16 protein-coding genes are annotated in these 14,578 nt (G+C 43.5%); 14 read left to right on the top strand and 2 right to left on the bottom strand.

Going from position 1 to position 14,578, the window contains the following annotated elements; genetic code table 11:
• The 10 genes from ccoO (at position 1) to ttcA (ending at position 8,388) form a co-directional block, all read left to right on the top strand.
• A complete protein-coding gene (gene ccoO / locus AR383_RS02235) occupies positions 1-603 on the top strand; it encodes a cytochrome-c oxidase, cbb3-type subunit II (protein WP_055731661.1) in 603 nt (200 codons plus the stop codon).
• Positions 604-614: 11 nt separating this feature from the next.
• Positions 615-797, top strand: coding sequence for a cbb3-type cytochrome oxidase subunit 3 (locus tag AR383_RS02230; RefSeq protein WP_055731660.1), 183 nt, complete (start codon positions 615-617; stop codon positions 795-797).
• On the top strand, positions 794-1,762 hold the full coding sequence (gene ccoP / locus AR383_RS02225) for a cytochrome-c oxidase, cbb3-type subunit III (RefSeq protein WP_055731659.1): 969 nt from the start codon (positions 794-796) through the stop codon (positions 1,760-1,762). The genes AR383_RS02230 and ccoP overlap by 4 nt, the downstream gene beginning before the upstream one ends.
• An 82-nt stretch (positions 1,763-1,844) precedes the next feature.
• Positions 1,845-2,327 carry a FixH family protein gene (locus tag AR383_RS02220; RefSeq protein ID WP_055731658.1) on the top strand — a complete coding sequence of 161 codons (483 nt, stop codon included), beginning with the start codon at positions 1,845-1,847 and terminating at the stop codon, positions 2,325-2,327.
• Positions 2,317-4,704, top strand: coding sequence for a heavy metal translocating P-type ATPase (locus tag AR383_RS02215; RefSeq protein ID WP_055731657.1), 2,388 nt, complete (start codon positions 2,317-2,319; stop codon positions 4,702-4,704). The genes AR383_RS02220 and AR383_RS02215 overlap by 11 nt, the downstream gene beginning before the upstream one ends.
• On the top strand, positions 4,701-4,880 hold the full coding sequence (gene ccoS, locus AR383_RS02210; protein WP_055731656.1) for a cbb3-type cytochrome oxidase assembly protein CcoS: 180 nt from the start codon (positions 4,701-4,703) through the stop codon (positions 4,878-4,880). The genes AR383_RS02215 and ccoS overlap by 4 nt, the downstream gene beginning before the upstream one ends.
• The gene (locus AR383_RS02205) at positions 4,867-5,529 is read left to right on the top strand and encodes a sulfite exporter TauE/SafE family protein (RefSeq protein WP_055731655.1); all 663 of its coding nucleotides are present in this window, start codon (positions 4,867-4,869) and stop codon (positions 5,527-5,529) included. Before ccoS ends, AR383_RS02205 begins: the two co-directional genes overlap by 14 nt.
• 68 nt (positions 5,530-5,597) lie before the next feature.
• Positions 5,598-6,344, top strand: coding sequence for an FNR family transcription factor (locus AR383_RS02200; RefSeq protein ID WP_055731654.1), 747 nt, complete (start codon positions 5,598-5,600; stop codon positions 6,342-6,344).
• Positions 6,345-6,479: 135 nt separating this feature from the next.
• Positions 6,480-7,412 carry a universal stress protein UspE gene (gene uspE / locus AR383_RS02195; protein WP_055731653.1) on the top strand — a complete coding sequence of 311 codons (933 nt, stop codon included), beginning with the start codon at positions 6,480-6,482 and terminating at the stop codon, positions 7,410-7,412.
• Between the two features lie 79 nt (positions 7,413-7,491).
• Positions 7,492-8,388, top strand: a complete 897-nt coding sequence (gene ttcA, locus AR383_RS02190; RefSeq protein ID WP_055731652.1) for a tRNA 2-thiocytidine(32) synthetase TtcA — start codon at positions 7,492-7,494, stop codon at positions 8,386-8,388.
• On the opposite strand, the gene AR383_RS02185 is transcribed toward ttcA, so the two are convergent.
• Positions 8,385-9,143 (bottom strand): glucosaminidase domain-containing protein, encoded by a 759-nt coding sequence (locus AR383_RS02185; protein WP_055731651.1) that lies wholly within the window; start codon positions 9,141-9,143, stop codon positions 8,385-8,387. The two genes, ttcA and AR383_RS02185, sit on opposite strands and share 4 nt — an antisense overlap.
• Positions 9,140-9,859, bottom strand: a complete 720-nt coding sequence (gene cobB, locus AR383_RS02180) for a Sir2 family NAD+-dependent deacetylase (protein WP_055731650.1) — start codon at positions 9,857-9,859, stop codon at positions 9,140-9,142. The genes AR383_RS02185 and cobB overlap by 4 nt, the downstream gene beginning before the upstream one ends.
• 518 nt (positions 9,860-10,377) lie before the next feature.
• On the opposite strand from cobB, the gene AR383_RS02175 reads away from it, so the two are divergent.
• The 4 genes from AR383_RS02175 (at position 10,378) to AR383_RS02160 (ending at position 14,539) form a co-directional block, all read left to right on the top strand.
• Positions 10,378-11,403, top strand: a complete 1,026-nt coding sequence (locus AR383_RS02175) for an amino acid ABC transporter substrate-binding protein (RefSeq protein WP_055731649.1) — start codon at positions 10,378-10,380, stop codon at positions 11,401-11,403.
• A 73-nt stretch (positions 11,404-11,476) separates the two neighbouring features.
• Positions 11,477-12,673 (top strand): amino acid ABC transporter permease, encoded by a 1,197-nt coding sequence (locus tag AR383_RS02170; RefSeq protein ID WP_055731648.1) that lies wholly within the window; start codon positions 11,477-11,479, stop codon positions 12,671-12,673.
• Between the two features lies 1 nt (position 12,674).
• Positions 12,675-13,766 (top strand): amino acid ABC transporter permease, encoded by a 1,092-nt coding sequence (locus tag AR383_RS02165; RefSeq protein ID WP_055731647.1) that lies wholly within the window; start codon positions 12,675-12,677, stop codon positions 13,764-13,766.
• Between the two features lie 14 nt (positions 13,767-13,780).
• Positions 13,781-14,539, top strand: a complete 759-nt coding sequence (locus AR383_RS02160) for an amino acid ABC transporter ATP-binding protein (RefSeq protein ID WP_055731646.1) — start codon at positions 13,781-13,783, stop codon at positions 14,537-14,539.
• Positions 14,540-14,578: the final 39 nt, after the last annotated feature.

Here is a 14,578-nt window from a genome sequence, read left to right as displayed (position 1 = left end):
ATGAAGCACGAATTAATTGAAAAAAATGTTGGTTTGCTGGCTATTTTCATTGTTATTGCCATTAGTTTTGGTGGATTGGTGCAAATTACACCGCTTATTTTCCAACCCGAAACTACCGAACCCGTTGAAGGCTTAGTGCCTTACACCGCGCTACAAATGGAAGGCCGTGACATCTACATTCGTGAGGGATGTAGTAACTGTCATAGCCAAATGATTCGTCCTTTCCGCGCCGAAACCGAACGCTATGGCCACTACTCTGTTGCTGGCGAAAGTGTTTGGGAGCATCCGTTCTTGTGGGGCTCTAAGCGTACCGGGCCAGACCTAGCGCGTGTAGGACAACGTTACTCCGACGAGTGGCACCGTGTTCACCTTATTAATCCACGAAATGTTGTACCTGAATCAAACATGCCCGGTTTTCCTTGGTTAGCCGATAACATGGTAGATGGTTCATTAACTGCCGATAAGCTTGCGCTATTTAGAGATCATTTTGGTGTACCTTACACCGATGAAGATATAGCCGGCGCTGCAGACGCCGTTGAAGGTAAAACTGAAATGGAAGCGCTTATCGCTTACTTACAAGTGTTAGGTACAGCATTAAAATAAGGAGTTAGTTTATGGACTTTGGTACATTTAGTGGCCTATATACTGCGTTCCTAATGGCGATTTTCATCGGCATTATAGCTTGGGCATATAGCAAAAAGCGCAAAAAGGATTTTGCAGAGGCTGCCAATTTGGTTTTTGCCGATGAACCAAAAACTAGCCCTACAAAGGACTTTGAAGGAGCACAGAAAAAATGAGCACATTTTGGAGCGTGTGGATTACTGTAATAACCTTAGCCAGCATCGTAGGTTGCTTCATACTGCTAAGAGTTTGTACAAAAAATAATACCGGCGTTAAAGACGGCGAATCAATGGGCCACAAATTTGATGGAATTGAGGAGTTAAACAACCCTCTTCCTAAATGGTGGTCGTACATGTTTATCATCACTATCGTGTTCTCCTTGGTTTACCTAGCGGCCTACCCTGGCTTAGGTAATTGGCAAGGCTTTTTAGGCTGGAAGAGCGCCGAGAAGAATATTAAGAGCATTGCAGAAGGTGAACAATTGGTTGCCGCTTATGATGATACCGTAGCAAACCAATATCACAGTGAAATTGTTAAAGCAGACGAGCGTTTTGGCGAAGTATTCCGTCAAGTGGCCTACAACGAGAACGGCGAATACCGTAGCGTTGAAGAGTTATCTGAAGACGAAAATGCGATTCGCATTGGCCAACGTTTATACCTGCAGAACTGTTCTCAGTGTCACGGCTCTTCTGCTCGTGGTGGTAAAGGCTTCCCTAACCTTACCGATAACGACTGGTTATACGGTGGTACTGGCGATGCAATTAAAACTACCATTATGCACGGTCGCCAAGGTCAAATGCCGACATGGGAAGCCGCTTTAGGTGATGACGGTATTCGTGAAGTTGCCGCTTATGTGTTAAGCCTATCTGGCCGGAAGGTTAACGAAGTTGACGCAGCCAACGGTAAAAATCGCTTCGTGGTTTGTGCTGCTTGTCACGGCGCCGATGGTACCGGTAGCTATGCGGTGGGTGCACCTAACCTTACTAATGGTATTTGGCTGTATGGCGGCTCTCGCCGCGCCATTGAAGAAACTATTCGTTACGGTCGTAACGGCGTAATGCCAGCCTGGAAGGATATTCTGGGAGAAGATAAAATTCAGCTTATTTCTGCTTACGTTTATCAACTTTCTAGAACTGAATAGTTTAAAATGTTAAAAAAGCGGCGCATATGCGCCGCTTTTTTTGTTATATTTAGGCTCTCTTTGTGAATGGATGTAATCACTTATGCAACAAGCTTGGTATAAACAATTTTGGCCCTGGTTCTTAATTGCCCTTCCCATGGCAGCCGTTACTGCCAGTCTCTATACCTTTTATTTAGCCAGCTCTACCAATAACGACATGGTTGTAGAATCTTATTATAAAAAAGGTAAAGCGATTAATGCCGATCTGTCTTTAATTGAGCACGCCGAACAACTAGGTATTAAGGCTAGAGTATTACCTGCGCCTCAGGGCTTAGTGTTAAGCATGGATTTACCCGAAGCACAGAAAAACCAACCCTTAAAAATTGAGCTTGCCCATAAAACCTTAGCCAAAAATGACCGCAGCTATGTTGTTACCGCCGATGCTAGCGGGCGTTATCGCTTTGGGGATGATTTAAATGAAAATGGCCGTTGGTTTTTACGTATCAGTCCCATGGACGATAGCTGGCGTTTACAAGAGGAACTGCAACTACCGCTGTACAACGTAGAACATATCGATGGCAAATAGTGACAAGCTGTGTTTTCACTGTAACGAAGTGATCCCCAAAGGCGTTGAACTGCACGTTAATATTCTGGGTAAAGATCAAGCAATGTGTTGTCAGGGCTGCGCCGCCGTAGCCGAGACCATCGTACAAAGCGGTTTAGAAGATTATTATCAGCACCGCACCGCGGCTGCACCTAGTGCCCAGGGTCTAGTGCCCGATGCATTAGTGAAGATGCTCGATTATGACGACGAAAGTGTTCAGCTAGAGTTTGTCGCCAAAAATGCCGACTCTAAGGAAGTGCTGTTATCAATAGAAGGCATTGCCTGTGCAGCTTGTGCCTGGCTAATTGAAAAACAAGTTTCCAGCATTGCTGGGGTGATTAAGATTCAAGTCAACTCCACCACCCAGCGGGCAACCTTGATTTGGGATGACAGCCAAGCCAAGCTCAGCCAAGTATTGCAAAGCATTCAAAAACTTGGCTATAACGCCAGCCCCTTTCAGACCGATAGGCAAGAAGAGTTAGACCGAAAGCTCTATCGTAGCCACTTACTTAAACTAGGAGTGGCAGGCCTTGCCACCATGCAAGTGATGATGTTTGCGGTAGCCTTATACGGTGACTTTTTCGAAGAAATGGAAACGCTTTATCGGGACTATTTTCGTTGGGTGAGCCTGATTATGGCAACGCCAGTATTAATATTTTCGGCTCAGCCCTTTTATTTTGGTGCTTATCGCAGCTTAAGAGCTAAAACCTTAAATATGGATGTGCCGGTGTCTATCGCATTATTAGGCGCTTATGGAGCATCACTGTATGCCACGGTAAAAGGCACTGGCGAGGTCTATTTTGAGTCGGTTTCCATGTTTACTTTTTTACTATTACTGGGGCGTTTATTAGAGCTTCGAGCGCGCCGTAAGGCCAGTGAAACCAGTTCAAACATGCTTAAGTTAGTGCCTAAATTGGCGTTAAAAATTGAAGCAGACGGCCAGCAAAACCGTATAGCAGCCAGCAAATTAACAAGCGGCGATACTATCGTTATTCTGCCTGGGGAATTGGTTCCCGCAGATGGAGTCGTCATTCAAGGTGAAAGTGAATTTGACGAATCATCATTAACCGGTGAGTCTCTGCCTATTTTAAAAACACTGGGTGACAAGGTGTATGCTGGTACAGTAAACCACGAGCAAACCATTCACTTACAGGTGCAGGCAGTTTCACAAAACACCTTTATTGCTAACATATTGCGGCTACAAGAACAGGCGCAAAGCGAAAAACCCAAAATCGCAACTATTGCCGATACCGTGGCACGTTACTTTGTTTTAGCTTTGTTGATTATTGCCTCGCTCACTTATACTTTCTGGCATTTTCATTCTCCAGAAGACGCTTTTTGGATTACCCTAGCGGTACTCGTAGCCACCTGCCCCTGCGCCCTATCGTTAGCTACGCCTGCAGCACTTACCGCCGCTACTCATAATCTATCTAAACACGGTTTACTGGTGAAACGCGGCCATGTTTTGGAACATTTAGCTAGCGTAACTACCGTGGTATCGGATAAAACTGGCACCCTCACACAGGGTCGCTTACGGGTGCAACAAATTGAGACTTATGGCGAATATACAGAGTCTTATATACTGCAGTTAATTGGCGCTTTAGAGCAACAAAGTTCTCACCCCATTGCCCAAGCTTTTGCTGAATTCCAACAACTAAGTGCCACAGAGCTAGAACACCATACCGGCATGGGAATAAGTGGCAAGGTTGATGGTTTAGCGTTAAAACTGGGTAAAGCCTCATTTTGTCAGCAGCCATCGGTAGCCAAACAAGGTATGTTAGAGCTGCTATTAATGAACGAACAACAATTGCTTGCTCGAGTTTACCTATCCGATACCTTAAAAGATGATGCTGTAAGTTTTAGCCAAGCCCTGAGCCAAAAACACATCGAGTTAATCATGCTCACTGGAGATGACTCAGCGCAAGTGCCATTTGTGGCAGAACAACTCGGTATTAGCCAAATTGTTAGTGGAGCCCTACCACAGCAGAAGCTAGAATTTGTAAAAGAACGCAGTAAAACCACGCCTAAGTTAATGATGCTGGGTGATGGTGTTAACGACGGTCCGGTGTTAGCTGCCGCGCCACTATCTGTAGCAATGGGCTTGGGTACCGACATTGCAAAATCCAGTGCTGACGCGGTATTGTTAGGCACAAAGTTAAACACTTTAGTTGAGGCTATAGAACTCGCTAAAAAAACCAAACGTATTATCAGGCAAAATTTGGCTTGGGCGCTGGGTTACAATGCGTTAATTCTACCCTTAGCAATAGCGGGTATAGTGACCCCTTATATGGCTGCCATTGGTATGTCATTATCGTCACTTGCGGTACTGACTAATTCTTTAAGGCTAAATAAACGATGAGCATTATTTTCGTTTTAATACCAATCGCGTTGTTATTTGTCGCCGTCGGTATTGGCATCTTCTTTTGGGCAGTTCGTAGCGAACAGTTTGAAGACCTAGACCGCCAAGGCGTTAATATTTTATTTGATGAAAAAAAACAAACATCGGATAAAAGTAAAGATAATGTTCCAAAGTGATTACGCGGCGGCGTTTATAACCGGTTTATTTGGTGCTAGTCACTGTATAGCGATGTGTGGCGGTATCGCCTGCGTTCTGGGACAACGCGCCAGTAATGCCTCGTCTAAATTAGCGGTCAGCATCGGCTTCAACCTTGGGCGTATCATTAGCTATAGCATCGCTGGCGCCATTGTTGCGGGGTCTATCCAAGCCATTAGCAATGTGCACCGCTCAGCTTATATGTTATCTATTTTACAGTGGCTCGCTGCAATCATGCTAATCCTATTAGGAATTCATCTCACCCGATGGTGGTCGGTTCTAAACCCGGTAGAGTCAATGGGCAAAGGGCTATGGCGTAAAATTCAGCCTCGCGCCAGCCGTTTACTTGCCGTGCAACACCCTTTATCCAGTATTCCTTTAGGATTGTTATGGGGCTGGCTGCCTTGTGGCTTGGTCTATTCCAACCTCACCCTTAGTGCCAGTCAAGCCAACTGGTTGGCCGGTGCTGGGGTTATGTTCAGCTTTGGCATGGGGACTTTCAGTGTAATGCTGGCAACAGTGCTTTTAGGTCAACAACTTAACCATGTAATGGGCCATCGCTGGCTACAAGTGGGGTCAGGATTAATGGTCTTGGCTTTAGGAGTGTACCAAGTTGTTACATTGTTGTAGCAATAAGGCTAGAAAGTTTTTTATATTAGGGTTAGAATTGGCGCGAACTCCTATAGCATAGTTTGAGTATGAGCATTAATCCAAAAGCCAGTCAACGAATCCAAACGGGCGGATGTGAAATCCACTGCCAAGATTGTAGTATTGCCCAATTGTGTATCCCTTTCTCTCTAAATGAGACAGAGTTGGATAGACTAGACAGTATTATCGAACGTAAAAAGCCTATCCAAAAAGGTGAAGAAATTTTTGCCGCTGGCGATAAGCTAAAAAGCCTTTATGCCATACGCTCAGGTACAATCAAGTCGTACACCATTACTGAACAAGGTGATGAGCAAATCACTGGTTTTCATCTAGCGGGAGATTTAGTCGGCTTTGACGCCATTAACACTCAAGAGCACCCTAGCTTCGCTCAAGCTTTGGAAACCTCAATGGTGTGCGAAATCCCTTTTGATATTATGGATGAACTATCAGCGTCTATGCCTAAATTACGTCGCCAAATGTTGCGGCTAATGAGTAATGAAATCGTCGCCGACCAAGAAATGATCCTATTGTTAAGCAAAAAGAACGCTGAAGAGCGTCTCGCTGCTTTTATTTATGGTCTATCACAACGCTTTTCAGAGCGTGGCTTCTCGCCTCGTGAGTTTCGTCTCACCATGACTCGTGGTGATATCGGTAACTATTTAGGGCTTACCGTTGAGACTATTTCTCGTTTATTGGGGCGTTTCCAAAAAGCCGATATGATTGCGGTGAAAGGCAAATATATCTCAATTAACGATCGTGATGCGCTTCGCCAACTAGCTGGCACTAAAAACAGCTAAGTATCTAAAAACACTGGCCTGATTTATATCAAGCAAGCAATAAAAATCTAGGTCAGTGTTAACTAAGTCCAATTTATTTCCAACAATTTAGTCTAAAGTTATAAGTAGCTATTCTAGTATCTTAGGAGCTGCTTCATGATTAAGTATCGTAATATCTTAGTGGTCATTGACCCCCTTCACGACACCCAAGCTGCTTTGTCTCGCGCAGTATTTCTTGCCCAAAAAGAAGACAAGGCAAAAATCAAAGCTCTATTAACCATTTATGATTTTTCTTATGAGATGACGTCGATGTTATCTGGCGAAGAACGCGAAGCAATGCGCTCTGGGGTCATTGAAGAGCGTAATGTATGGTTAAACGAAATTATTGCTACCTATCAATCTTCGGGCATAGAGATTGAAACTAAGGTGGTTTGGAACAACCGACTATACGAGAGTGTAATTCAAGAAGTATTGGATTTCGGCCATGATTTGGTGGTTAAAGCCACTCACCCACATCCCACCCTGCAATCGATCATTTTCACTCCAAATGACTGGCACATACTTCGCAAGTGTCCAACACCCGTAATGATGGTAAAAGAGCACGATTGGCCTACCAAAGGTAAAATTATTGCTGCTATTCACGCAGGTGCAGAAGACGAAGACCATCACAAGTTAAATCAAAAAATTGCACAAGAGACCAAAGACTTGAGTAAGCTTCTTGACGCTGAGGTGCATATTGTAACGGCCTATCCTTCGGCTCCGGTAAATATTGCCATTGAGCTTCCCGATTTCGATCCACTCAAGTACAACAAAAATGTCATGGAATTTCACAAAAAGGCTTTGGATAAGTTTGTCGACGAGCAGTTCGAACAAGCTGTGACTAAACATTTAGAAGAAGGTTTACCTGACGATGTGATTCCAGAGGTGGCCAGTCAAATAAATGCTGAGATTGTCATATTAGGCACCTCTGGTCGCAGTGGCTTTAGTGCTGCACTCATCGGTAATACCGCAGAGCATGTGATTGATCAGCTAGATTGCGACTTGTTGGCCTTAAAACCACACAACTTTGTTAGTCCTTTCGAAAAATAACTGACTCTAAATTACGCTAAACATTGCGTAAGCAAAGCGGGGATATATAATGTCCCCGCTTTTTTATTGGGAATGCCTTATGTCAGTTACAGCTAAACAACAGTACAACCACAACAAACTTCAAAAACGTATTCGTCGCCATGTGGGCCAAGCCATTGGTGACTTCAACATGATTGAAGACGGAGATAAAGTAATGGTGTGTTTGTCTGGAGGTAAAGACAGCTATGCCATGCTCGACATATTGCTTAACTTAAAAGCCCACGCGCCAATCAGCTTTGAGGTCGTAGCGGTAAATTTAGACCAAAAGCAACCTGGGTTTCCTGAACATATTCTGCCAGAGTACTTAGCCAGTTTAGGTATCGACTACAAGATTGTCGAAGAGGACACCTATTCAATCGTTAAAGACAAGATCCCCGAAGGTAAGACTACCTGTTCGTTATGCTCTCGTTTACGCCGCGGCATTTTATATCGAACCGCCAGCGAGTTAGGCGCAACTAAAATTGCTTTGGGTCACCACCGCGACGACATACTAGAAACCCTATTCTTGAATATGTTCCACGGCGGAAAACTTAAAACCATGCCGCCTAAATTGGTAAGTGATGACGGTAAGCACGTGGTGATCCGTCCGATGGCTTACTGTAAAGAATCTGACCTGATTAAATACGCCGACTTAAAAGAATTCCCTATCATTCCTTGTAATTTGTGTGGCTCTCAAGAAAACCTTCAGCGCCAAGCAATTAAACAAATGCTAAACGAATGGGAAAAACGCTTTCCTGGACGTATTGAATCGATGTTTAGATCGATTCAAAATGTCGTGCCTTCGCACCTCATGGACCATCAGCAGTTTGACTTTAAATCCATAACTAAAGATAGCGGCATTATTGATGGTGGAGATATTGGTTTTGATGCGCCGGAGTTTGAAGCTCAAGTGCCATCTAAACTGTCACCTGAGCTAGTACAGATTGTCGAGCTTTAACGGGTAAGGTCTAAACGAATAGGCCACAAATCGCCATTGACTCGCATCATCTGTTGAAGTTCTTCAACATAAGCCTCACCACGTTCAGAGTAGCTAGTAAGGTGACTTGCTAGCGACTGCCCGTTGAGCTCGCCAGATTTTCTTTCTTCAAAGCGGCTCTGCTGAAATTCTTGATAAGCAGGATTGCTATTTAAGTTCAGCATGTAAGCCTTGACCGATTGATAAACTGAATCGAACTTACGCACTTCATGATAGGCTCCTTCTACTCGGTTTAGTGGCACTAAACCACAACCCTGCTTATAACACCATTGGCCAAATAGGTTATTACCTTCTACCGCAAAGCGCGATGTTCCCCAAGCGGATTCATTTGCTGCTTGAGCGAGTACTAATGCGGGCGGGATCAAATCGACTTTAACTAATAGCTGAGAAATTTGTTTAGCAGGGCTAATCGTTAAGGCAACACGATAGAGCTCTGCCAACTCTTTTAACTGCTGCTGTTCACTATTAGAGAGCTTGTTGTCACGTCTAAAACTGTGTCTAATTTCTAATAACTGCTTACGCTGCTCAATAATGTCATTATTACTGGCCTCAACTAGCGGAAGAATGAAGTCGGTAAAGGTCTGCTTTTTTACCGAAACGTCCTGTATTTCACTAAGCTGGGGTAATTGTTTTGAATCTAGTTGATGCTGAGTTGACGCAGGCTCGCAGCCGAATAAAACATAGCTGGCGAGGCCAAGTAGTAGTATCTTTTTCAAGTAGTCTCTCTTAGTTGTTCGGTTAATTGTTGTAAAAAGCTAGGTACCAACTCGCTGGCTGGACCATAATAATGCTCAGCAAATTCACTTTGCATCTCAGAAGGTTCGAGGTTTAACTCGATAGTTCTTGCATCGTGGCTAGCCGCTTCGTGGACGAAACCACCTGCCGGAAACACATGCCCAGAGGTACCGATCGCGATGAATATATCACAGTAGTTTAGTTGATGGTAAATCTTGTCTAAACCTAGCGGCATTTCACCAAACCATACCACATGTGGCCTTAGTCGAGCGGGAAACTGACAGCAGGTACATAAAGTTGTGTTGTTAAGGTCACCGTTCCATTCCGTGGTTTGATTACTCACAGGACAGCGAGCTTTTAGCAACTCACCATGCATATGCAAAACATTTTGGCTTCCGGCTAATTCATGAAGGTTATCGATATTTTGGGTGATCAATAGCAGCTCAACGTTTTGCTGCTGCTCCAATTCGGCAATAGCGTAATGAGCCAAGTTGGGTTTCACCTCTTCACTTTGTAATTGTTGACGTCTTAAATTATAAAACTGGTCAACAAAATCGGGATCGCGCTGGTAGGCTTCTGGCGTTGCGACATCTTCTACACGATGTTTTTCCCAAAGACCATCAGCATCACGAAAGGTTTTTATTCCAGATTCCGCAGATACGCCCGCGCCAGTCAAAATAACGATATTTTTTTTCATATTCATCTTGTTTGCACCGCCATGGCTTAGAGATTGCTATGTTTATATAATAGCCGAGCCAAAGTCCCCACCCTACTTAAGTTGTAATGTGACGTAAATTAGCAATATGTAACTGGGTATTAACATAATATTCAGTAGGATTTTCGACGTTAGTTAGAATATCCAGTCGCACCTACCAAATCTCAATAATTTTTAGTTTTTTTGCGGTAGATATCGCTTTTACTCACCTTAGCTTAAGTAAATCAGGGAATTATCGCTATTTGTGCTAATCTTGATCTGAAGCAACAAAAGCATTTTTAGCCAAACGAGCTAATTGGTTGAAGGGATATTCATTTGTAGTGAATAAATCATCACCCGTGGTGACTTATTCGGCAATGAGGCCTGTTTTCGGTGTTACGATAATGTTGACAGCCAATATTCGAATGTTTATGTTGTTATTGGTTCAAATGACACTCTAAATAGTTTTTTAGAGTACTTGTCACCACAACATAGAAGACAAACTGTACAGGGAAGAAAACATGTTAAAAAACACGCATATTAAAGCCGCGGTCGCTGCTGTAGCCTTAGCATTTACCGCTAACGCCAGCGCAGCAGAGGGAACCTTAGAAAACGTTAAAGCCAAAGGGTTCTTACAATGTGGTGTTAGTACCGGCTTGCCAGGATTCTCCAACCCGGATGCTGAAGGTAACTGGCAAGGTCTTGACGTAGACGTATGTCGCGCAGTTGCAGCAGCCGTGTTAGGTGATGCATCTAAAGTTAAATACACTCCACTTACAGCAAAAGAGCGTTTTACTGCGCTTCAATCCGGCGAAATCGACATTCTATCTCGTAATACCACCTGGACTCTAACTCGTGATACTTCACTCGGTTTAAACTTTGCCGGTGTAAACTACTATGACGGTCAAGGTTTCATGGTAAGCAAAGAGCTAGGTGTGTCTAGTGCTAAAGAGCTAGACGGTGCTGCTGTTTGTATTCAATCTGGTACAACTACCGAACTAAACCTTGCCGATTACTTCCGCGAACACGGCATGAAGTACACACCAGTGGTATTTGATACTTCAGACCAAACAGTTAAAGGCTTTGAAGCTGGTCGCTGTGACGTATTAACCTCAGACCAATCTCAGCTTTACGCGCTTCGCATCAAATTAGCTAAGCCAGACAGTGCAATGGTATTGCCTGAAATCATTTCAAAAGAGCCGCTAGGACCGGTTGTTCGCCAAGGCGACGATCAATGGTTCAACATTGTTAAGTGGTCTTTATTCGCAATGATTAACGCTGAAGAATACGGTTTAACATCTGCTAATGCAGACGACATGCTTAAGTCAACCAACCCTAACGTTCGCCGCATTTTGGGCTTAGAAGGTCCAAAAGGTAAAGGTTTAGGTTTAGATGACAAATGGGGTTACAACATCGTTAAGCAAGTTGGTAGCTACGGCGAATCTTTCGAGAAAAACGTAGGTAAAGACTCTCCACTAGGTATTGCTCGTGGTGTAAATGCTTTATGGAAAGATGGTGGTTTCCAATACGCTCCACCAATTCGTTAAGATCTACTTCAGTATAGAGCAGGCCTAGCCCTGCTCTCTTTCGTTTTAGTCCTACAATACTAGGTTAATTTTTATGGCTGCTCATCCTTCTTCAAAGGATAACTCAGCAAATAATCTTCGTAAGATCTGGTTTGATCCCAACGTAAGAGCGCTAGTTTTCCAAATTATTGTCGTTATCGGTGTCATCGGCTTCTTTTTCTATATCATCAGTAACGCGCTTTTCAACTTAGAGCAACGTGGTATTACCACAGGTTTTGGTTTCATGAACCAAACCGCTGGTTTTGGCATCATTCAGTCATTGATTGAATATGATGAAAGCCATACTTTCGGTCGAACGTTCATCGTCGGTTTACTTAATACCCTGCTTATTTCCGCCTTAGGGATTATCTTTGCCACCATAATTGGCTTCGTGATGGGGGTGGCGCGTTTATCTAACAACTGGTTGATTTCTAAAGTTGCTACGGTTTATATCGAAACCTTGCGTAATATTCCCTTATTGCTGCAAATCTTCTTTTGGTATTTTGCAGTATTACGTGCCCTGCCGAGTCCGCGTCAAAGCGTTAGCTTAGGTGAGGCGGTATTCCTAAATGTTCGCGGTTTGTACTTACCCAGCCCGGTAATGGAAGCCGGCTCCAGCTTTGTTGTTATCGCCTTTTTCATTGCTGTTATTGGCTCAATTGTATTAGCCAAGTGGGCCAAGAGAAGACAAATGCTTACCGGACAACCTTTTCCGGTATTAGCAGTATCCGCTGCTAGCATTGTGCTACTACCACTTATCGTGTTTTTTATCATGGGTATGCCAATTGGCCTTGAATACCCTGCTTTAAAAGGCTTTAACTTCCAAGGTGGTGTAGTCGTTATTCCTGAGCTTGCTGCTTTGTTAGTTGCGTTAAGTTTTTATACCGCGGCCTTTATTGCCGAGATTGTTCGTTCCGGTATTCTTGCCGTCAGCAAAGGGCAAAGTGAAGCGGCTGAGTCTTTAGGTTTAACCCGAACTCAGGCCTTGAAGCTGGTTATCATTCCGCAAGCGATGCGAGTGATTATTCCGCCGCTCACTAGCCAGTATCTCAACCTCACTAAAAACTCTTCCTTAGCAACCGCTATTGGTTACCCCGACTTAGTATCGGTATTTATGGGAACGACCCTTAACCAAACAGGCCAAGCTATTGAAGTAATTGCCTTAACTATGGCTGTATATCTCACCATTAGTATTAGCACGTCTATTCTGATGAATATTTACAACAAAAAAATGGCTTTAGTGGAGCGTTAATATGTCAGTACATCAATTTAAACCTGATCAAACGCCACCAGATATGAGTGTTGGATTTGTTGGCTGGATGAAGAAGAACTTATTCTCATCTTGGATAAATAGTTTCTTTACCTTATTGATCTTATACCTTGTTATTCCACCGCTAGCCGCCGCTATAGAATGGTTATTTATAAATGCCGATTGGATTGGTGAAAGCCGTGATGCCTGTACTAGCGATGGTGCTTGCTGGGTATTCGTTATCGACCGTTTTTCTCAGTTAATTTATGGCTTCTATCCAACGGAAGAACGCTGGCGGGTGAATATTGTTTTCATTACCTTCTTGCTATTGATAGCTGCGCTAATTTACGAGAAAACACCTCATAAACCGAAATTGGCTATATTCTCCTTGGTGATTTACCCCATCATCGTGTTTTTCCTTTTGTTAGGCGACGCGTTCGGTTTAGTTAAAGTAGAAACGCATCAATGGGGCGGCTTAATGCTGACCTTAGTATTGGCCATAGTGGGCATTGTTGCCGCACTTCCTATTGGTATTTTGTTAGCCTTAGGTCGACGTTCGCACATGCCTATTGTTAGAAGTTTTTCAACTATTTACATTGAGTTCTGGCGGGCGGTACCACTAATTACCGTGCTGTTTATGGCCTCAGTAATGTTACCCCTATTTGTTGGCTCTGAAGTTGATTTTAACAAACTGCTACGGGCGATGATTGGCATCATCATGTTCCAGTCGGCTTACATGGCAGAGGTGATTCGCGGTGGCCTACAAGCCATTCCCAAAGGACAATACGAGGCAGGAGAAGCCTTAAGCCTAAGTTATTGGCAGTCTATGGGCTTAATTATTTTGCCTCAAGCACTAAAAATCACTATTCCGTCGATAGTTAATACCTTCATTGCTCTGTTTAAAGATACCAGTCTGGTATTGGTGATTGGTTTATTCGATTTATTGGCGATTGGCCAATCTGCATTGGCCGATCCCGAATGGCTCGGCTTTTCCACAGAAATGTACGTATTTATCGCTTTTGTATTTTGGGTGTTCTGTTTCAGTATGTCGCGTTACTCGATATACCTTGAGAAGAAACTTCATACAGGACATTAATAAGGAAATTTTACATGAATTCTAATCAAGCAAACTCTGAAGTAGTGATTCAACTCAAGGGCATGAATAAGTGGTACGGTGAGTTCCACGTACTTAAAGATCTTGATTTAACCGTCACCAAAGGTGAAAAAATCGTTATCTGTGGGCCTTCAGGTTCAGGTAAATCAACCATGATTCGCTGTATTAACCGCCTAGAAGAACACCAGAAAGGCGACATCATCGTTAATGGCACCGAGCTAAAGAGCGATCTAAAAAGTATTGAAATGGTGAGAAGTGAAGTAGGCATGTGTTTCCAACACTTCAACTTATTCCCTCACCTTACAGTATTGCAAAACTGTTGTTTGGCACCGATTTGGGTGAAAAAAATTCCTAAAGCTGAAGCTGAAGCAACAGCGATGAAATACTTAGAACGGGTTAAAATCCCAGAACAAGCTGATAAGTTTCCTGGACAATTATCCGGTGGTCAGCAGCAGCGTGTAGCGATTGCTCGCAGTTTGTGTATGAACCCTTCAATTATGCTATTTGATGAACCCACATCAGCACTCGATCCAGAGATGGTACGCGAAGTATTGGATGTAATGGTTGAATTAGCGAATGAAGGGATGACCATGCTTTGTGTAACCCACGAAATGGGCTTCGCCAAGCAGGTAGCCGACAGAGTGATCTTTATGGATAGAGGGGAAATCATTGAACAAAATGAACCGGTTCAATTCTTTGAAAATCCTCAATCAGATAGAACTAAGCTGTTCTTAAGCCAAATTCTCAATCACTAATCGAGACTCAAGCAAAAGAAAAAGGAAGCCAATTGGCTT

It is taken from the genome of Agarivorans gilvus (assembly GCF_001420915.1).
GTDB lineage: Bacteria > Pseudomonadota > Gammaproteobacteria > Enterobacterales > Celerinatantimonadaceae > Agarivorans > Agarivorans gilvus.
Note: the sequence above shows the minus strand (reverse complement) of the source record. Positions and strands in the feature narration are given on the sequence as shown.